General features: G+C 69.6%; 17 protein-coding genes. 7 read left to right on the plus strand and 10 right to left on the minus strand.

Annotated features, from left to right (window positions below):
- Window positions 1–221 precede the first annotated feature (221 nt).
- On the minus strand, window positions 222–668 hold the full coding sequence (locus NBZ85_RS33950) for a hypothetical protein (protein ID WP_261561491.1): 447 nt from the start codon (window positions 666–668) through the stop codon (window positions 222–224).
- 59 nt (window positions 669–727) lie between these two features.
- Here NBZ85_RS33950 and NBZ85_RS03190 point away from each other — a divergent pair, with 59 nt between their 5' ends.
- A complete protein-coding gene (locus tag NBZ85_RS03190) occupies window positions 728–1,285 on the plus strand; it encodes an AAA family ATPase (protein WP_261554398.1) in 558 nt (185 codons plus the stop codon).
- A 37-nt stretch (window positions 1,286–1,322) separates the two neighbouring features.
- On the opposite strand, the gene NBZ85_RS03195 is transcribed toward NBZ85_RS03190, so the two are convergent.
- Window positions 1,323–1,919, minus strand: coding sequence for a TetR family transcriptional regulator (locus NBZ85_RS03195; RefSeq protein WP_261554399.1), 597 nt, complete (start codon window positions 1,917–1,919; stop codon window positions 1,323–1,325).
- Between the two features lie 179 nt (window positions 1,920–2,098).
- Between NBZ85_RS03195 and NBZ85_RS33670 the strand changes: the two genes are divergently transcribed.
- The 4 genes from NBZ85_RS33670 (at window position 2,099) to NBZ85_RS03210 (ending at window position 5,890) form a co-directional block, all read left to right on the plus strand.
- Complete coding sequence (locus tag NBZ85_RS33670; RefSeq protein ID WP_372517665.1) at window positions 2,099–2,923, plus strand: class I SAM-dependent methyltransferase; 825 nt, start codon at window positions 2,099–2,101, stop codon at window positions 2,921–2,923.
- Window positions 2,815–3,828: an alcohol dehydrogenase catalytic domain-containing protein gene (locus NBZ85_RS03200; protein ID WP_372517666.1), complete on the plus strand. Its 1,014-nt coding sequence runs from the start codon at window positions 2,815–2,817 to the stop codon at window positions 3,826–3,828. Before NBZ85_RS33670 ends, NBZ85_RS03200 begins: the two co-directional genes overlap by 109 nt.
- 142 nt (window positions 3,829–3,970) lie before the next feature.
- Window positions 3,971–4,618, plus strand: coding sequence for an HD domain-containing protein (locus NBZ85_RS03205; protein WP_261554401.1), 648 nt, complete (start codon window positions 3,971–3,973; stop codon window positions 4,616–4,618).
- A 285-nt stretch (window positions 4,619–4,903) separates the two neighbouring features.
- On the plus strand, window positions 4,904–5,890 hold the full coding sequence (locus NBZ85_RS03210) for a metallophosphoesterase (RefSeq protein WP_261561492.1): 987 nt from the start codon (window positions 4,904–4,906) through the stop codon (window positions 5,888–5,890).
- A gap of 156 nt (window positions 5,891–6,046) precedes the next feature.
- Here the strand turns inward: NBZ85_RS03210 and NBZ85_RS32525 are convergent, their stop codons facing one another.
- Window positions 6,047–6,403: a diguanylate cyclase domain-containing protein gene (locus NBZ85_RS32525; protein WP_261554403.1), complete on the minus strand. Its 357-nt coding sequence runs from the start codon at window positions 6,401–6,403 to the stop codon at window positions 6,047–6,049.
- Between the two features lie 170 nt (window positions 6,404–6,573).
- Here NBZ85_RS32525 and NBZ85_RS03220 point away from each other — a divergent pair, with 170 nt between their 5' ends.
- Window positions 6,574–6,897 (plus strand): hypothetical protein, encoded by a 324-nt coding sequence (locus NBZ85_RS03220; protein WP_261554404.1) that lies wholly within the window; start codon window positions 6,574–6,576, stop codon window positions 6,895–6,897.
- Between the two features lie 322 nt (window positions 6,898–7,219).
- On the opposite strand, the gene shc is transcribed toward NBZ85_RS03220, so the two are convergent.
- The 7 genes from shc to NBZ85_RS03255 form a co-directional block, all read right to left on the minus strand.
- Window positions 7,220–9,406: a squalene--hopene cyclase gene (gene shc / locus NBZ85_RS03225; protein WP_261554405.1), complete on the minus strand. Its 2,187-nt coding sequence runs from the start codon at window positions 9,404–9,406 to the stop codon at window positions 7,220–7,222.
- Entirely contained in the window at window positions 9,399–10,037 is a 639-nt protein-coding gene (locus tag NBZ85_RS03230) for a TetR/AcrR family transcriptional regulator (RefSeq protein WP_261554406.1), read from the minus strand. The genes shc and NBZ85_RS03230 overlap by 8 nt, the downstream gene beginning before the upstream one ends.
- Before the next feature lie 344 nt (window positions 10,038–10,381).
- Complete coding sequence (ctaD, locus tag NBZ85_RS03235) at window positions 10,382–12,100, minus strand: aa3-type cytochrome oxidase subunit I (RefSeq protein WP_261554407.1); 1,719 nt, start codon at window positions 12,098–12,100, stop codon at window positions 10,382–10,384.
- Between the two features lie 703 nt (window positions 12,101–12,803).
- Window positions 12,804–14,045 (minus strand): lipase family protein, encoded by a 1,242-nt coding sequence (locus NBZ85_RS03240; RefSeq protein ID WP_261554408.1) that lies wholly within the window; start codon window positions 14,043–14,045, stop codon window positions 12,804–12,806.
- Between the two features lie 340 nt (window positions 14,046–14,385).
- Entirely contained in the window at window positions 14,386–15,033 is a 648-nt protein-coding gene (locus NBZ85_RS03245; RefSeq protein WP_261554409.1) for a response regulator, read from the minus strand.
- The gene (locus tag NBZ85_RS03250) at window positions 15,003–16,646 is read right to left on the minus strand and encodes a sensor histidine kinase (RefSeq protein ID WP_261554410.1); all 1,644 of its coding nucleotides are present in this window, start codon (window positions 16,644–16,646) and stop codon (window positions 15,003–15,005) included. The genes NBZ85_RS03245 and NBZ85_RS03250 overlap by 31 nt, the downstream gene beginning before the upstream one ends.
- 195 nt (window positions 16,647–16,841) lie before the next feature.
- Entirely contained in the window at window positions 16,842–17,753 is a 912-nt protein-coding gene (locus NBZ85_RS03255) for an SDR family oxidoreductase (protein WP_261561493.1), read from the minus strand.
- Window positions 17,754–17,841: 88 nt separating this feature from the next.
- Between NBZ85_RS03255 and NBZ85_RS03260 the strand changes: the two genes are divergently transcribed.
- Window positions 17,842–18,408 (plus strand): TetR family transcriptional regulator, encoded by a 567-nt coding sequence (locus tag NBZ85_RS03260; protein WP_261554412.1) that lies wholly within the window; start codon window positions 17,842–17,844, stop codon window positions 18,406–18,408.
- The last annotated feature ends 118 nt before the right edge of the window (window positions 18,409–18,526 follow it).

Consider the following 18,526-nt stretch of genomic DNA (forward strand, 5'->3'; position numbering starts at 1 on the left):
GATCAGCAGGGTCGACAGCAGGCGGAGGCGAGGATCCCGAAATCGACGAATCGCCGGCGGGTCAGTATCCGCGCCGGGGCGGTCGCGCGCGCCGGGCGGCGGCCGCGCGCTGGAACCAGCCCGCCGACGGTCCCACCCAGATTCCCTGACATGTTTGTCAGGATGATGGGAAATTGTTGGGCTGTCCAACGCCTATCCGCGATCGCACCGATCAGGATTCGTCATCGATCGGGTCGGGTGGCGCCGGCGATCACCGAGGTCACGACCTCGTGGACGGCGTCAGTGGCGAGGTAGGCGGCGACCATCACGGTGGCCCCCGCCAGGACGGCGACTCCGACCGTCCCGGTCCGACGCAGGTCGGCCCGCAGCTCGCCGCGACCGCGCCGAGCAGTGTGATCATGGCGTTCCGCGCAACCGGGGCCCGCGTCCCGGCTCCGGCCGGTCTTCCAGATACGCTTTCGGAACCTGATCGTCGTTGATGACATCGGGATGCTGCCCGCCGGCCACGATGCCGCCGAGGAGTTCGACCGGCTGACCGACGCCGTCTGCGAACACCGCAGCGCCGTGGTCACGTCCGACATTCCCATCGCCCGGCCGCTGCCCTGGGCGGCAAAGGCGCCATCGCGCCGACCTGGCCAGATCCATTCTCTGCTGCGGCGGATCCCCATGCATCACATCCGGGGATCCGCCGTCTTCGTATGCACCCGCGAAAGGAGATCCGAACACCGTGAGCACACCCGACGAGTTCGTCGTCATCACCGGCGGCCCCGGAGCCGGCAAGACCACCCTCATCGACGAGCTCCAGCGCCGAGGGTTCCCCTGCGTACCCGAGGCCGGCAGGCACATTCTCCGCGATCAGATCGCCATCGGTGGCAACGCCCGCCACCAGGCGGACTCCCTGCTGTTCGCGGAGATCATCCTTTCATGGGACATGAACTCACACCACCAGGCCACCTGGCAGGCAGGGCCGGTCTTCTTCGACCGGGGCATACCCGACGTGGTCGGCTACCATCTGCTGCTAGGCCGGCCGATTCCGGCACACGTGACCGCCGCCGCGGAGAAGTTCCGCTATCACCATCGAGTCTTCCTGGCGCCGCCCTGGCCCGAGATCTTCACCCATGACCGCGAACGCACCCAGGACTTCGACGAGGCCGTCCGCACCCACGACGCCATGGCCGAGGCTTACACCCGCCATGGCTACCAACTGATCAGCCTGCCCAGGACCGACCTCGACTCCCGCGCCGCGTTTATCCTCCAGTGCCTGTCCCCCCATCCGCAGAACTGACACCAACGTCCATCGGCAATCGCACCGACCGTCCTCGTCATCGATCGAATCGGGTGACGTCGGCGATGGCCGTGCTCACAACCTTGTGGATGGTGTCAGCGCCCGGGGCAGTGCCGTCCCGGCCGGCGAAGAGCAGATGGCCGCCGCCGATCAGCATGAGCGCGAGCGTGTCGGTGTCGGCCTCCGGTGCGATGCGGTGGAGATCGCGTTCGGCGGCGAGGTAGGCGGAGACCATCGCGGTGGCCTCCGCCAGGACGGGGACGCCGGTCGTTCCGGTCCGGCGCAGGGTGGCGCGCAGCTCGTCGCGTGCGGTGATGAGGCCGACGATCGCGAGCGAGACCGAGCCGAACAGGTCCGTCAGCGCGCCCGTGAGGTTGCCGGCGACGGTGCCGGTCCCGGCGCGTTCGCGCAGGTCGGCGGCCTGGCCGTCGAGCCGGGCGACGTGGTTGCGCACGAGCTCGGCGAGGAAGGCGTCGAAATCGGCGAAGTGTCGGTGCAGGACGCCCTTGGCGCAGCCTGCCTCGGTGGTGACCGCCCGACTGGTCAGCGCGTTCGGACCGTCGCGCAGCAGGATGCGTTCGGCGGCATCGAGAAGCTGCTCGCGCACGTCGCGTAGGGCGACCCCGGTCGGCATCGTGCCTTCCTCCTGCCTCCGGCCGGGCGGGCCGCATTGCCATAGTGGGCGTACGCCCACTATGGTGGGCGCGTGCCCACTCTACCGCCGGAGCCAGTGCATCCTTCCGCGCCGCCGGCTGCCGGATGCTCGGGGTCGACGTGGATGCGCGGATGGCAGCGTGAGCGCGGCGGACCGGGATCGAGGCCGAGGCGGCGGCGTTCGAAGCCTGGGATCCCGCCGGCCGCACCTTCGACGCGGTCATCGCGGGACAGACGTGGCACTGGGTGGATCCGGTCGGGGGAGTGAGCAAGGCGGCGCAGGTGCTGCGGCCCGGCGGCCGGCTGGCTGTGTTCTGGAACGTGGGCCAGCCGCCGCCTGGCCTGGCGGAGGCCTTCCGCGCGGTCTACCGTCGGGTGCTGCCCGACGCCTCGCTCTACCACCGGGCGATGCCCGGCCTGGACGGGTACTCGACGTTGTTCACCAGGGCCGCCGACGGGATCCGCCGGTCGGGCGCGTTCGGCGCCCCGGAGCAGTGGCGGTTCGACCGGGAGCAGTCCTACACCCGGAGCGAGTGGCTGGACCAGGTTCCCACCTTCGGCGGCCACAGCCGCTTCCCGCCGGCCACCCTCGCGCGGCTGCGGGTGGCCGCGGTGCGCATCCGGGACGAGCAGATCACCGCAATGCGAGCAGGATCACGCCTGGTGTTTTCGGCGGAAACCGAGCCGCTCGGACGTCCACCTCCCGGTCGCGGGCGACATGGCGAGAGCGGTAGAGTCGTCCTGACTGCCCAGAATCAGTGTATCGGCTCGTTTTCTCCGGCTTTTGTACGACCAGTCGGAAAGAGCGACCGGAATACATCAGGGAGAAGTACATGCGCGCAATACAGTTTGCCGGGGTGCGGGACGTCCGCCAGGTGGAGGTCCCGAAACCCACCATCGGTGCTGGTCAGGCGCTCGTCAAGGTCACGGCCGCCGGGGTGTGTCAGACCGACATCCACATCCGCGGCTCAGCTGAGCAGATGATTCCTGCCGGGACGATCCTGGGCCACGAGATCGCCGGTGAGATCGTCGACATCGCCGACGGCCACCCGCATTTCTCCCCGGGCTCCCAGGTAATCGTGCACCCGGTCTGGTCCTGCGGCGTGTGCCGGCTGTGTGTCGCCGGCCAGGAGAACGCCTGCCGCAACACCGGAAACCGGCTTTATCCCGCCCCGACGCCGGGGGTCTCCGTGAACGGCGGAATGGCCGACTACGTCGCCGTGAATGCTTCCGCCCTGGTCTCGGCCGACGGTCTCGATCCCGCCTTCGCCGCCGTGCTCGCCGACGCGGGCCTCGTGCCCTACCACTCCATCCGCGCCACCCTCGACCTGCTCCGCCCCGGTTCCACGGCGGTGGTCATCGGAATCGGCGGCCTCGGGCAGTTCGCGGTCGAGCTCCTGCGGGAACTCACCGCGGCGCAGATCATCGCCCTGGACATCAGGGATGCCTCGCTCGCCGCCGTCCGGGGGAAGGTCGACCACACGCTGCGCTCCGACGATCCCGAGGCTGCCGCGAAGGTCCTGGCGGTCACCGGTGGTTACGGCGCCGACGTCGTCCTGGATCTGGTCGGCAACAACCAGACCCTCGCGCTGTCGGGCGCCGTCGTCGCGCCCTACGGCGCCGTCCGGGTGCCGGGGCTCAGCGACGGGGTCTTCGCGTTCGAGACCTCGCAGACGTCGGTCTCCCTGCCGTGGGGCGCGTCGCTCACCCGCCCCTACAGCGGGAACCACCAGGATCTCCACGACCTGGTGGCGCTCGCCCGCACCGGCCGGATCACCGCCGACCTCAGCCGTTACAGCTTCGACGACGGCCTGCAGGCGTTCGACGATCTCGAAGCCGGCAAGATCTTCGGCCGCGCCGTCATCGTCATGGCGGACGCGACGTCCTGACCCGGCAACGCGGGGAGAGGCCGACGCCGCTCATGCCCCGGCGGTCGTCGGCCGCGTCCCTGGCCGTTCCCGCGGCCGTAGCCCCGGGTACCTCCACGATGGTCGACCGACGACGGTTGCGCCATCGATGGGGGGAGACACGATGACCAGCAGCACGATGCCGCTCGCCGGCGTCCCGGTACCCGACACGAGTCTGGCCGCGCAGGCCACCGAGTTGGTGTGCGACGCGACTGACGACCTGATCTACCATCACTCGCGGCGGGTCTACTGCTTCGCCGGCCTGCAGGGACGCCGGCGCGGGCTGAGCTTCGACCCCGAGCTGCTCTACGTCGCAGCGATGTTCCACGATCTCGGCCTCGATGAGCGGTTCCGCCGCAGCGGTCGGCGCTTCGAGGTGGACAGCGCCGACGAGGCACGCCGCTTCCTGCACGGGCACGGGATGCCCGAGGACAGCGTCCGGCGGGTGTGGACGGCCATCGCCCTGCACACCACCCCCGGCATCCCGGAGTTCATGGAGCCCGAGGTCGCCCTGCTCACCGCCGGGGTGGAGTACGACGTGCTCGGGATCGGCTACCACGACATCAGCGACGCCGACCGGGACGCGATCACCAGGCTGCACCCCCGCCCGGACTTCAAACGCCGTATCCTGCAGGCCTTCACCGACGGCATCGCGCCCCGGCCGGACACCACCTTCGGCAACGTCAAGGCGGACGTTCTCGCCCACTACCTGCCCGGCTTCCACCGCCGCGACTTCGTCGACACCATCCTCGACTCCCCGTGGCCCGAATAACGCCGGTGATGGCACCCCGCGGCTCGATGCCGGCGCCGCGGACCGGGCAATCTTCAGCCGCCGCACGCCGCGTTTCGCTGCATGTGCGGAGACGTTAACCCGTAATTCCGTGGACGTTCCGGCTGGCTCGATAGCTTGCCGAGGCTCGGAAGAAGGGAAGCGGGGCGATCGCCTCGAGATGACCCGACCCCGAAGCGTGAACCGCGCCGCCCTTTTTGCGAAGGAGCCCAACCGTTGCGTTACCGCAGGATTGCTTTAACCATTGTTGCAGCGGGTGCCCTCACCGTGACGACGTCGATGTCGGCCAGCGCGACGCCCCCGACCAGCGCCGGCGCCGCCCCGTCGACGATCGCCGTCATCGGTGACATCCCTTATGGTGCGGAGAAGATCGCCGCCTTCCCGGCGGACATCGCCAAGATCAACGCTGATCCTGACGTGTCTCTCGTCACGCATCTCGGCGACATCAAGAACGGTAGCAGCCTCTGCTCGGACTCCTACTTCGCGACGATCAAGGCAGATTTCGATCAGTTTCAGGATCCGCTCGTCTACACGCCGGGCGACAACGAATGGACTGACTGCCACCGTGCGAACAACGGCGGTTACGTTCCCACGGAACGTCTCGCCGCGCTACGTCGGCTCTTCTTCCCGGTGCCCGGCCGGACACTCGGGGTGAACGCGAAGTCGGTGATCACCCAGGCTTCGAACCCGGCGTACGCCGCCTTCGTCGAGAACACCATGTGGACTCAGTCCGGCGTGGTGTTCTCGACCCTGAACATCCCTGGCAGCAACAATGACCTCGGTCCCTGGTTCGGCGTGACCCCGCTGTCGGCGGACCAGCAGAACGAGTACTCGACCCGGCTCGATGCCACGCTGTCGTGGATCAACACGGCGTTCAACACCGCCCGGCAGACCGGCGCGCCCGGCGTCGCGCTGCTCCTGCAAGCGGACATGTGGGACACCAGTGCGCTGGCCGCGGGCGGGGACGGCCTGACCGGCTACGACGCCATCGTGAAGCGGATCGGCACCCTCGCCGGCCACTTCGGCAAGCCGGTGCTCCTCCTCGAGGGCGACTCGCACGTCTTCCGGGTCGACCATCCGTTCACCCGCACGGATCCGCTCTACGGCATCCATCCGCTGGCACCGAAGGACCTTGAGGCCCCGAACGTGACGCGGATCGTCGTCGACGGCAGCGGCCAGGCGAACGACTATCTCAAGCTCGGCATCGACCCGTCGGCCCCGGCTGTCTTCAGCTGGTCACGCGTCAACTTCTGACGCGCGTTCGCCGCCACCGGGGTCCGCATCCCGGTGTCCTAGGCCAGGCGCTGGCCGGGACCGTTGCGCTTCGCCGTGTACATGGCGATGTCGGCGGTGCCGTCGACGTCCTCGCACAGGACGGCGAACTCGTCGCCGGTGAGGCGTCCCGCCACGTCACCACCGCCGCACGGCGTGTGACAGCCGGGCGGCGGTGGTGCGGAGCAGGTCGTCGCCGGCCTGGTGGCCGAGGGTGTCGTTGACCGCCTTGAAGCCGTCGAGGTCGACGAAGAGCACCCCGACCCGCCGTCCGTCGTGGCCGGCTCGGCGAAGTGCCCGGTCGAGGCGGTCGAGCAGCGCGGTGCGGTTCGGCAGGCCGGTGAGCCCGTCATGCAGCGACCGGTGGGGACCTCCGGTTCGCGCCGGTCCTTGCGGGCGAGCAGGCGGACCCGCTTCCCGTCCGCGTCGAGACCGTGGGCCCGCACCAGGTCGGCGCCGAGATGGTCCGCCAGCGCCGTGACCGCTCGCTCCCACAGCCCGGCCGGGTCGCGTGCCTCCAGGGCGCGGCGGCCCAGGTCTGCGACGACCGCCTGCTCGGCGGACCGGGCCCGCAGGCTCGCCAGCGCGAGGTGCAGGTCGGTGACGTCGCTGGCCACCGAGGCAACGGAGGCCATCCGGCCGCCGGGGCCGGGGATGGGCACGAGATGCACGTCGAGGCGGCGGCCGAACGCCTCGATGACCTGGTGGACGCGCTGCCGGTCAAGTGCCCGCCGCATGATCGACGCCGCCTGGGGCGCGTGGGTGAACGCCGTGAAGATCGACGACGCTCGGGCCTCCCGCAGCCCGGCGGCGGCCTCCGGGCTGACGGTCCCCTCGCTGACGAGGACCCGCCCGTTGCGGTCGACCAGGAACATCGACACCGGCGTGTTCTCCACGATGAGCCGCAGCCGGTCCTGGGCGGCGATCTCCTCGGACACGTCCTCGAGATGGACGACAAAGTACTCCTCGCCGCCCGGATCGGTGCGTAGCACGATGGTGGCCAGGGCGTGCCGCAGGTTGCCGTCCGGCTGCAGCAGGCGGACCATCATCCGTTCTCGGCGCCGTCCGCTCGTCATGCGCAGGCGGCCGTGTTGGCCCGGCGGATGCGGTGATCCCGCACGGTCGCCTCGATCACCGCGATGTTCAGGATCTCGATGAGATCGGGCCGCGCACCCTCGGGCATGGCTGCTCACCCACCTACCGGCAACTGCTGTCAGGCCTCGTCGCACCCGAAGCATCTGAACGTAAGCGGTTGCGTGCAATCGGTGATAATCCTGTGGAGGTCCGGAGATGATCGACCGGCGATCCGGGTCAGCTGGACGGATCCTGGCGGGTGTGCAGGTAGCGGCCGAGCGCCATGACGGGCCACAACAGCCGGTAGCCGTGGTAGTTGAGGTAGAAGTAGCCCGGGAAGCCGGTGCCGGTGAACAGCTCCTCGTCCCAGCCGCCGTCGGGGCGCTGCTGCTCGGTGAGCCAGCGGGCCGCGCCAGCCAGGGCGTCGGCGTGGTCGGTGGCGTGGTCGGTGGCGAGCAGGCCGAGCATCGCCCACGCCGTCTGCGAGGGCGTGGAGGTTCCGCGGCCGGACCAGGCCGGGTCGGAGTAGGAACGGATGTCCTCGCCCCAGCCGCCGTCGGGGTTCTGCTTCGACAACAGCCACTGCGCGCCCGCCCGCATGGCCGGATGGGTCGGCGGGAGCCCCGCGGCCTGCAGCGCGGGCAGCACCGAGCCGGTGCCGTAGACGTAGTTGACGCCCCACCGGCCGTACCAGGATCCGTCGGTCTCCTGGTTGCGCAGCAGCCAGTCGACGCCGCGCAGGGTGCGCGGGTCGCGGATCCGTCCTGCCTCGCAGAGCAGTTCGACGACATGCGCGGTGACGTCGGCGGACGACGGGTCGGTGAGGGCGCCGAAGTCCGCGAACGGAATCTGGTAGACGAGGGTGCTGGCGTTGTCGGAGTCGTACGCTCCCCAGCCGCCGTCGCGGGACTGCAGGGCGAACAGCCAGGTCGTCGACCGCTCGACGGCGGCCCTGACCGCCTCGTCCGCCGCGGGGCTCAGCCGCTTGAGGCGGTGCAGCCGGTGCAGCGCCAGGACGACTTCGGCGGTGTCGTCGGTGTCGGGGTAGGTGTCGTTTTCGAACTCGAAAGCCCATCCGCTCGGCGCGACCGTCGGGTGGATGACGGCCCAGTCGCCCCCGCGGTGGGTGACCTCCTGGCCGAGCAGCCAGTCGGCGGCGAGTCCCAGCGCCGTCGGAACCGGCGCGGGCTGCGCCGGGGCGGCGTCGGTGGCGCGCCGCTGGGTGGGCAGCGGGGACGGCATGTCGAGTTCGGCGTCGAGCCCGGCGTCGGCCAGGGCGAGGACGGCCAGCGCCGTGTCCCAGATCGGTGACTGGCAGGCCTCGACCATGCGGGAGCCGTCGTCGCGGTGCAGGGTGTAGGCGTCGAGCGAGCGCAGCGCGGCGGCGAGGACCGGATGATCGAGGTCGTAGCCGAGCAGGCGCAGCGCGATGATCGAGTAGACGGCGGGCGGTTGGATCCCGCCGAAGCAGCCATCCGCCTCCTGCCGGGCGATGATCCAGCGTTCCGCGGTGCGCAGGGCGTGGCGGCGCAGCGGCCCGATCGGGTGTCGGTGGTAGCGGTGCAGCGCCGTGTCGAGCCCGCGGAAGAACGACTTCGCCCCGCTCGGCCGGTCGCCTCCCAGGAGCCGCAGCGCGCCGCGCAGCCCCCGCCGTCCGCCGCCGGGGGCGTCGGGAACCTCGTTGGCGCGCAGCTCGTTGGCGCGCAGCTCGTCGAGGTCGCACGGGGCCGGCCGCTGGGGGCGCATCGCCGAGACGACCGTCAGGGGGACGATGGTCTGGCGGGCCCAGGAGGCGAACGAGTAGATGTTCAGCGGTACCCGGGGCGGCAGGAACATGATCTCGGGCGGCAGGACCGGCAGCTCCTCCCAGCGCCACCAGCCGAACAGCGCCAGCCAGATCCGGGTGAACACCCTGGTCGCCGGGATGCCGCCGCGCTCGCGGATCCACGCGGCGCTGCGCCGCATCTGGGCGTCGTCGGGGGAGTCGCCGGCGAGCCGCAGGGCGATATAGCACTCGACCGTGGTGGACAGCTCCCCGGGACCGCCGAAGAAAGTCGGCCAGGAACCGTCGTCGAGGCGCCGGGAGCGAATGTGCTTCGCGGTGGCCTCGGTCTGCTCGACGGTGCGGATGCCGAGGAACTCCCGCAGCAGGAGGTCCTCGGCATCCATCGTCGGGTTGGTCTCCAGGTCGAACTTCCACCATCCGTGGGAGTCCTGCAGGGAGAGCAGACGCTCGGCGGCCCGCCGGACCGTCTCCCGCAGCCCGGCGTCGGGCTCGTCGGCGGTCGACGTGGCCGTGCTCGTGCTCGTGGCCGTGGTCGCATGGGCGGGCGCTTGCTGGGGCAGGGTGGCAGTGCGCCCGGAGTCCGGGGCGTGCTGGGTGCCATCCGCGAGGTCGACATCGCAAAGCTCGAGGTCAGGCACGGTGTGCGGAGTTCCTTTCGACGACGAGGCTGTCCAGGCAGGTCAGGGCGGTGGCGACGAGGTCCGCCGGATCGTTGCTGTCCGAGGCGCACCAGGCGCGGACGGCAACCTGTACGGCGGCGAGGAACGCGAACGCGGCCAGCGAGGCGTGGAGGTCCGTGCGCGGCTGCGGGCCGCCGGCGTCGTCGCCCTCGACGAACTCCAGCGCGAACCGGTCGCCCAGGGCGACGACCCGGTTCTGCACCGCCCCGGCGAGCGCGGAGGCCTTGCCGATCGGCAACAGATGATCGGTGTAGTGGCGCAGCGACTCCCCGTCCGGGGACATGATCGTCCAGGCGTCGAGGACCGCGGCGCGCAGGGCGGTGAGCGGCGGCTCGTCGGCGGGACGCCGGCGCAGGGCCGCCAGGGTGAGCTCACCCATCTCGTCCAGCGGCGCGAGGGCCACCTCTTCCTTGTTCGCGAAGTAGCGGAAGAAGGTGCGGACGGACACCTCGGCGCCGGCCGCGATCGCTTCGACGGTGGTCGTGTCGTAGTCGTTGTCGTGGAAGAGGGCATGAGCCACGTCGATGATCGACTGCCGCGTTCGGCGCTTCTTGCGTTCCCGCAAGCTCTCGGCCTGCTGCTCCGACACCCCGCGACCGCCCGCTGACTCCTACTGCACCAAACCGACATCTCGGAATATATGGCACGAACTGCCACATGGCAAAGCGTGCCTACTGCGCCCGTGTGACACCAACCACGCAGTGGCAGGCCGGTGGCGCGGCTCTGCGAAACACCATGATCATCAGTGCTGGAGGCTGGAGGCTGGAGGCTGGAGGCGGGAGGCTGGAGGCGGGAGGCTGGAGGCGGCGCGGCGCGGTTCCATGCTCGCCACGCTGGCATCGCCGCCCGCGTCGCCGAGCCGGCGGAGAACGCCAGAACCGCCCCGGGTTCCAGGAACCCGGGGCGGTTCACGTGCCCACGTGAGTCGCGTTCTTATTCCTTGAGCTTTGCGGGGTGCGTGTGCGCATCGCCGAGCTCCGGCGTCGCGTGGTAGTCGACGAGGCCGCTGATCTCCGGGTAGTGCAGGTCGAAGGCGGGTCGCTCGGAACGGATCCGCGGCAGCGTCCGGAAGTTGTGCCGCGGCGGTGGGCAGGACGTCGCCCATTCCAGCGAGTTGCCATAGCCCCACGGGTCGTCCACCGTGACGAGCGGACCCTTCCGGTACGACACCCACAGGTTGTACAGGAATGGCAGGGTCGACAGCGCGAGTATGAAGCTGCCAACAGAGGCGATGGTGTTCAGCGTGGTGAAGCCGTCTGCCGGGCTGTAGTCAGCGTATCGGCGCGGCATGCCCCTGACCCCGAGCCAGTGATCCACCAGGAAGGTCGCGTGGAAGCCGACGAACATCGTCCAGAAGTGAATCTTCGCGAGCCGCTCGTTCATCATCCGGCCGGTGACCTTCGGGAACCAGAAGTACACCCCGCCGAAGCCGGCGAACAGCAGGCCGGCGACGACGTAGTGGAAGTGGCCGACGACGAAGTAGCTGTCCGAGACGTGGAAGTCGATCGGCGGGCTGGCCAGCAGGACACCGGTCAGACCACCGAACAGGAACGTCACCAGGAAGCCGACGGCAAACAGCATCGGTGCCTCGAAGCTGATCTGCCCATGCCACATCGTGCCGATCCAGTTGAAGAACTTGACCCCGGTGGGAATCGCGATGAGAAACGTCAGGAAGGCGAAGAACGGCAGCAGCGCCGCGCCGGTGACGTACATGTGATGCGCCCACACGGCGATCGCCAGCGCCCCGATGCCGATGGTCGCGTAGACCAGTCCCTTGTAGCCGAACAACGGCTTGCGGGAGAACACCGGGATGATCTCCGTGATCATCCCGAAGAAGGGCAGGGCGATGATGTACACCTCGGGATGCCCGAAGAACCAGAACAGGTGTTGCCAGAGGATGGCGCCGCCGTTGCTCGCGTCGAAGATGTGCGCGCCGAATCGGCGATCGTACTCCAGGGCGAGCAGCGCGGCCGCGAGCACCGGGAAGGCGATCAGCACCAGGATCGAGGTCACCAACAGGTTCCAGCAGAAGATCGGCAGCCGGAACATCGTCATGCCGGGCGCCCGCAGGCAAAGGATCGTCGTGATGAAGTTGACCGCGCCCAGAATGGTACCCAGACCGGAGACGGTCAGGCCCACCACCCACAGGTCACTACCGACGCCCGGTGAGTAGGCGGCGTTCGACAGCGGCGCATAGGCGAACCAGCCGAAGGAGGCGGCACCGTTCGGCGTAAGGAAGCCCGCGGTGACCGTCAGGCTGCCGAACAGCCAGAACCAGAACGACAACGCGTTCAGCCGTGGAAAGGCCACGTCAGGCGCGCCGATCTGCAGCGGTACCAGGTAGTTCGCGAACGCGAACGCGATCGGCGTCGCGAACATGAGCAGCATCAGCGTGCCGTGCATCGTGAAAAGTTGGTTGTACTGCTCGTTGGAGACGTACTGTAGGCCCGGCCGGGTGAGCTCGGCCCGCATGATCATCGCCAGGACTCCGGCGAACGCGTAGAACAGCAGCGAGACGATGAAGTACATCAGCGCGATGTCCTTGTGCGACGTCGTCCGCAGGTACTGCAACAGGGATTTCAAAACCCTGGGCGGGGCCTCGTCCACCGGCGGGTCCGTGCGCCCGGCCGGCGTATCGTGCACAAGTGTCACATTCCGCTCCCGATGGTGTTGCCGCTGCCGGGCGGTGGTGCGCGTGGTCCCGGCGTCGGGTGTCACGACCGCCGCCAGGCAGCCCACAATGAATGTGTCGTCGCCGTCGGCGGGGACGGGCCCGGCGAATAGACGGCCCCGCGCTCCGCGCCGCGCGGCTCGCGTACCGGCCGAGGTACCTGCCGACACTGGTCAAGGTATCCGCGCACCGGTTGTCGCGGCCCGGCCTGACGTCCCGAATTCGGGGGCACTCTGGCACCCGGAACAAGCGCAGAACGTCCTGCTCCAAGCAGCCCACCATTGGGTGAATCGCCTTCTCGACCGGGGGCGCCGCCACAGCGAAAGTTGTCCTGGCCATCAGGCTGAGCGGCAGGGGAATCACGCCCGGTCTCCCGGTGGGCCTTCCCGAGCTCCGTGCATTACTCGTCGAGGTGGCTGAGACCTCCGGGCAAAGCCACAGCTGGAAGCCGGTGGAGGTGAATTCCCGCCAGATTACGCGAGCTGCCGGCGGACACACACGGATTGCGGTCGCCGCGGTGACGGGGCAGTCGATGGTGGCGCGGCCGTGCCCCAGGGAGTGATGTGGATCTGTTTGCGTCGAACCCTGCGTTTCCAACATATCATGCGACGGGGAGTTTGGCTGGGTCCAGAAAGGCGTGCGCCCGCGAGAACGATGTTTTCTCGGAAGGGCTGACCGCTGGGGTCAGCAGGTGGACGTGGCGGGCCGGCCGGAGAAACGGTCGGCGAGATAAGCCGTCGCATCCCCGACCCGGTACGACGCCGCGTCGTGGTCGTCGTCGTTGTAGGGGCGCCAGGTCACGTTCACGCCGGCGGCACAGTAGGTGTGGGCGAGCGTCTCGGCCTGATTGAAGGCGACGACGGTGTCCTTGCGGCCATGGTAAAGGAAGACGGGCACGGTCAGCGGCGTCCGGCCCAGGGAGTTCTCGGTCAGCCGGGCCCGCCACTGGGGTACGTGCAGCAGGTCGACGGTCAGGATGTCGCGGATGTGCTTTCCAGCGAAGGCGGGGAGGGCCTCCTTCAGGCAGAGTGTCCGCAGCCGGTCGAGGTCGGCCCGGGCCGACGGGACAACATGGTCGTTCAGTCGCAGCTCCGGATAGGCCGCATCGAGCCCGAGGGCTGTCATGAAGACCACACCCGCCCAGGCGGCTCCGTCCACCGTCTCGCTGACCCTGATCAGATCCGCGGGCACCCCGCCGGCGACCACCGCCACTGTCCGCAGTTCCGGTGCGTAGGTCCGGGTGAGCTCGCCGGCCCAGGCCGCGCCGCCGCCGCCCTGGGAGTAGCCCCAGTAGGCGACCTCGGGATCGTGGGCGAGACCGGCATCGGGGAGTCTCTGCGCGGCGCGGACCGCGTCGATGACGGCGTGGCCCTCGGAACGCCCGACGCTGTACGTCGGTGTCCCGGGGGTGCCCGATCCCTCGTAGTCGGTCGCCGCCATGACCCAGCCCTTGCCCGCGGCCAGCGCGAAGTCGTCGATCCAGGCGTCGGTGCCGGCGGCGAGCAGTTTCGACGGGGCGCATGCGTCGCCGAGGCCATGCGTTCCGGTGGCGTATCCGATCACCGGCGCGTGGGCCCGGGCGGCCCGCGCCGGCAACATGATCATCCCGGATACCGCGTCCGGCCGACCTGAGGCGTCGGTGGACAGGTAGAGCACCTGGTGTAGTTCGATGTCGAGGCCCGCGAGCGGCCCGGCGGGCGGGACTCGGCGTGACCACAGGATGTCGCCGGGATGCCCGGCCGGTAGCACCCGTGGGGGGAGGTAGAACGCGTCCCCCGCCGGCGCGGCCACGGGCCCGTTGTAGCGGACGGCCGCCTCCGCTACCCGTCCGCCGCCGGGAACGCCGACGGTGGATCCACCACATGCCGCGACCGTCAGTCCCAGGACCACGGCGATGGCGATGATCACCGACCGGGCGGCGGGCATACCCCCCGGGTACGCCCCCCGTCCGGGGCGAGTGCCGCCCGGCCCGCTCATCGGGCACCGATCAGGTCGTCGGTCGCCAGCGGACATCTCTTCTCCTGAGCTCGGGCGAACACAGAAAACGTCCCGACCGGCCGTCGAAACGCGAGGGAAGGACTCCACCCCGTCCCGGGACAGGGATTTCCCAGGCGCGGAACGGGACGTCCACCCTTCACCTGAATGGAGACCGGTCTACCGTAGAAGCCATGGGGGCGGTGCACATCCCCGGTTGTCATGGTTCGTCTCATGGAAAGTAGTGATCCGGCCCGATGCCCCCTCCCGGCCCTGGGGACGTGGGACTGCTTTAGCGGTGCTGAAGATACGCGAGTACTGCCAGGACCCGGCGGTTGTCGACCGCGCCGGAGGGCAGGCCGAGCTTCTGGAATATGCCGCGAATATGGGTGCCGACGGTGTTCACCGAGAGGTAGAGGCGTTCGGCGATGCCCCGGTCGGAAAGCCCTTCGGCCATGAGCTGGAGGACGTCGCGTTCGCGGCCGGTGAGGCGGTCGAGGGGATCGGCGCGCTGGGTGGCCGCGAGCAGCTCGCCCACCACATCCGGATCGATCACGGTGCCGCCGTCGGCCAGCCGGTGCAGGGCCTGGCTGAGCTGCTGCGGATGCAGGATGCGTTCCTTGAGGAGGTAGCCGGTTCCTCGGGCGCCGCCTTCGAGGAGACGGGTGGCGTATTCGGGCACCGCATACTGCGACAGGAGCAGGATGGCGAGGTCCGGTCGGGTCCGGCGCAGTGATATCGCGGTCACCAGACCCTCGTCGGTGTAGGTGGGCGGCATGCGGATGTCGAGGATGACGGCGTCGGGTGCCTCGGCCGTGACCGCGGCGGCCAGGTCGCCGGGGCGGGGGAGAAGGGATGAGACGACGTGGCCGTCGAGGTCGAGCAGCCGGCGCAGCCCCTCCCGGATGATCACGGAGTCGTCGACGACGATGACGCGCATGGCAGCTCCGCTCGCAGCTGGGTGCCCGCGCCGGCGGGCGATGTGATCGTGAGGGTTCCGCCGACGGTGTCGACGCGGTCGACCAGGCCCCGTAACCCGGTTCCGGCTTCCGGGCTCGCCCCGCCGGGCCCGTCGTCGCGGACGTCGACGATGAGCCGGCCCGACTGGTGGACGGCGGACACCCAGGTGTCGGCGTGGCCGGCGTGTTTGGCGACGTTCTGCAACGCCTCGCTGACGATGTAGTAGGCGGTTGCCTCGACGACGGGGTCGAGGCGTTCGGGGATGTGGATGTCGGTCGTGACGCCCATGCTCGCCCGTCGGGCGAGCATGGCGAGTGCGGGGACGAGGCCCTGGTCGGTGAGGATGGCCGGGCGGATCCCCTGCGCCAGGTCGCGCAGTTCGCGGATGGCGGCGTGTAGCTCCTGGTCGAGCTCGTCCATCAGCTCGTGTCCGGTGGTGGATGACAGCTGGCCGCGCAGTGCCCCGAGCGCCAGCCCGATGCCGAGCAGGCGTTGCTGGGCGCCGTCGTGCAGGTCTCGTTCGAGGCGCCGCCGTTCGGCGTCCGTGGCTGCCGCGATGCGCTGGCGGGAGGCCCGGACCTCGGTGAGCTGGCCGCCTATCTCCGCTTGCAGGTGGGCGTTCTCCAGGGCGAGTCGGGCGGCGCTGGCCGCGGCGTCGAACAGTTCCTGGTGCTCGGTCAGGGCCGGATCGTGGATCACGACGGCCAGCGGTGGGCTACCCAGCTCGGTCACCGCTCGTGTCCTGTCCGGCGCGGGTGTGTAGGGCGCGCCGGAGATGTCGACGAGCCCGTCGGCGGTCGGGAACACCATGCGCAGGCCGGGATCTCGCAGGGCGCGGGCAAGTGCGGCTTCCAGGCCGCTGGCGGGCACCTGCTCGAGCTGGCCGAGGAGAGTTCCGACCGCGGCGAAGGCAAGCCTCTCCTCGAGCAGTCCGACGCAGAAAGGAACCACCAGTGCAAAGGCTGCCGCCCAGGTACTGCCGTAGTAGAAGAACCCCTCCGGGCCGGATCCCGCCCCTGTCACCGCAGTGGCGATCTCGAACCCGGCGAACAGGAGGATGGTCACACCGAACGCCACGAACGCGAACGCCAGGATTCGCTGCTGGCGTGGTGTCGAGCGGGCGGCCCGTCGCACCAGCAGGAACAGCGCGGCGACCGCGAGCAGCGTCCAGCACGCCAGCGTCGCCGTCTTGAGGCCGAGATAGAGCTGGCGGTCGGCCACGACCTGGATGGGGCTGTCATAGCACCGGTAGGTGCACGTGGAATGGTCAATGGTGCGGGTGAGCAGCAGCAGCGGACCACCTACCGAAGCGAGGACGAAACAGCCGGCGACAACTACCCGTTCCGCCCGACCGGTGACCCGACCGGTCGGGTACCCGAGCAGGATGTGTGCGGGAACCGCATACGCGAACATCACCGTCCCCGCGCCGACCACCGTGAAGAAGGCGTGACCGGGAAGTGCTGTCGTCGGGGCGAAATCGTGCGGATTTCCGATGAAGATCAGATAGCCGAGGGCCAGCGTCCAGGCGCCGGTCCGGCTACGCGGGCGGAGTCGCCAGATCGCCAGGCCGGCGCAGGCGAACCACACACCCACGCCAATCTCGGAGGCGGCGTCAGGCAGGCCCGACGTCCCGTATCTCGTCGCCAGACAGATGTTCCCGGCGAGTAATCCGGCGAGAAGAACACCATGCGTAGCGACCGCGGGAAGAGATGGTGCTGTCCCGCCGGGCGACGCCATGCCAGGAACGGTAACAGGTCAACCGATCCGTACGGACGGCCCTCAATCCGCTTAGCCTTGCCCGAAGTAGTGCCCGTGCTTCAGGTCCTCGATGAGGCCCGGATGCGCCGGTTCCCACCCGAGCACCTTCCGCGTCACCTCACTGGAGGTCGGATTGTCCACCCCCACGAACGCGCCGAGGAAGGCGAAGCGCTCACCTGCGTCGGAGGCGGCGATGCTGGCCGTAGGCACGCCAGCCCCGCGCCCGATGGCGGTCGCGATGTCACGGAAGGGGATGCCCTCGTCCGCGACCGCGTGCAGCCGGCTCCCGGCCGGGGCGCCCTCCAGGGCCAGCCGGTACACCCACGCCGCGTCGAGCGTGTGCACCGAGGGCCACCGGTTGGCCCCGTCCCCCACGTATCCCGACACGCCGGCCTGCCGGGCGACGCCGATCAGGACGTGCGCGAAGCCGTGGTGATCGAGCGAGCTGTGCACGATCGGAGGTAGCCGGACGATCGACGACCGCACGCCGTGTTCGGCGAGCCCGATCACGAGGTTCTCCGCGTCGACCCGCGGACCGCCGGGAGCGAAATCGGCCTCGGTGCCCGGCCGTCCGGTGATGCCCGCGAGGGTGAGCATGAGCGTGCCGGAGGTGGTGACGAGCGGCCTGCCCGTCCCCTCGAGCGCCGAGGCGAGCGCCGTGATGGCGGCGAAGTCGGCGGCGATCGCGGCAGGGAAGTTGCCGGCCCCCATCAGGTCGTGCTTGAAGGCGAGGTGGATGACGCCGTCGGCCGCCCCGGCGCCCTCGCGCAGCCCGTCGAGATCGTCCAGGTCGCCGCGCCGGACCTCGGCGCCGGCGGCCGCGAGCGCCTCGGCCGAGCTGTCCGAACGCGCCAGCCCCACGACCTGATGCCCGGCCTGCAGCAGCTCGGGCACGACCGCCGAGCCGATGTGCCCGGACGCGCCAGTCACGAAAACACGCATGGGAAACCCTCCCGGAACAAGTGATGTCACCTGGTGCCATCACCATAGCACGGTCATGACACCAGGTGACATCAGCTAGTCTTGTCGCATGGGCAGATGGCAGCCGGACGCGCGAGCGCGGCTGCAGGAGGCGGCCCTGGCCCTCTACGGCGAGCGCGGGTACGAGGCGACAACCGTCGCGGAGATCGCGGAACGCGCGGGGCTCACGAAGCGAACGTTCTTCCGGTATTTCACGGACAAGCGCGAGGTTCTGTTCTGGGGCTCGGAGCTACTCGAGCAGCAGATGGTGGCCGCCATCGAGGCCGCCCCCGCGTCCGCCTCGGCTCTCGGCATGATCGGCGCGGCGCTGGACGCCGCCGCCGTCCGGTTCGAAGAAGTCCGCGAATTCGCCGGCCCGCGGCACCGGATCATCACCTCCAGTCCCGAGCTGCAGGAACGCGAGTTAATCAAGGCCGCGTCCTTGGCCGCTGCCATGGCACGAGCCCTGCGCGCACGGAGATTCGGGGACACCGCCGCCGTCCTCGCCGCCCACACGGGCACGACCGTCATGCACGTCGCCTTCGAACAATGGGTCGAGGACCCGAACCAGACAGCGTTCCAGCAGATCGCCAGGGATGCCCTGGCGCAGCTCCGGGAGATCGCCTCTACCGGATAAACGAGATCCCGCTGCGCCGCGGATACTACGACGACGGCTACATCGGTGGGCTCGGCGAGAAAGGTTTCGGCAAAGCCAAGATCGAGGACAGGCATGAGGGTGAACTGACCTGGACGCG

It is taken from the genome of Frankia tisae, assembly GCF_025403405.1.
GTDB lineage: Bacteria > Actinomycetota > Actinomycetes > Frankiales > Frankiaceae > Frankia > Frankia tisai.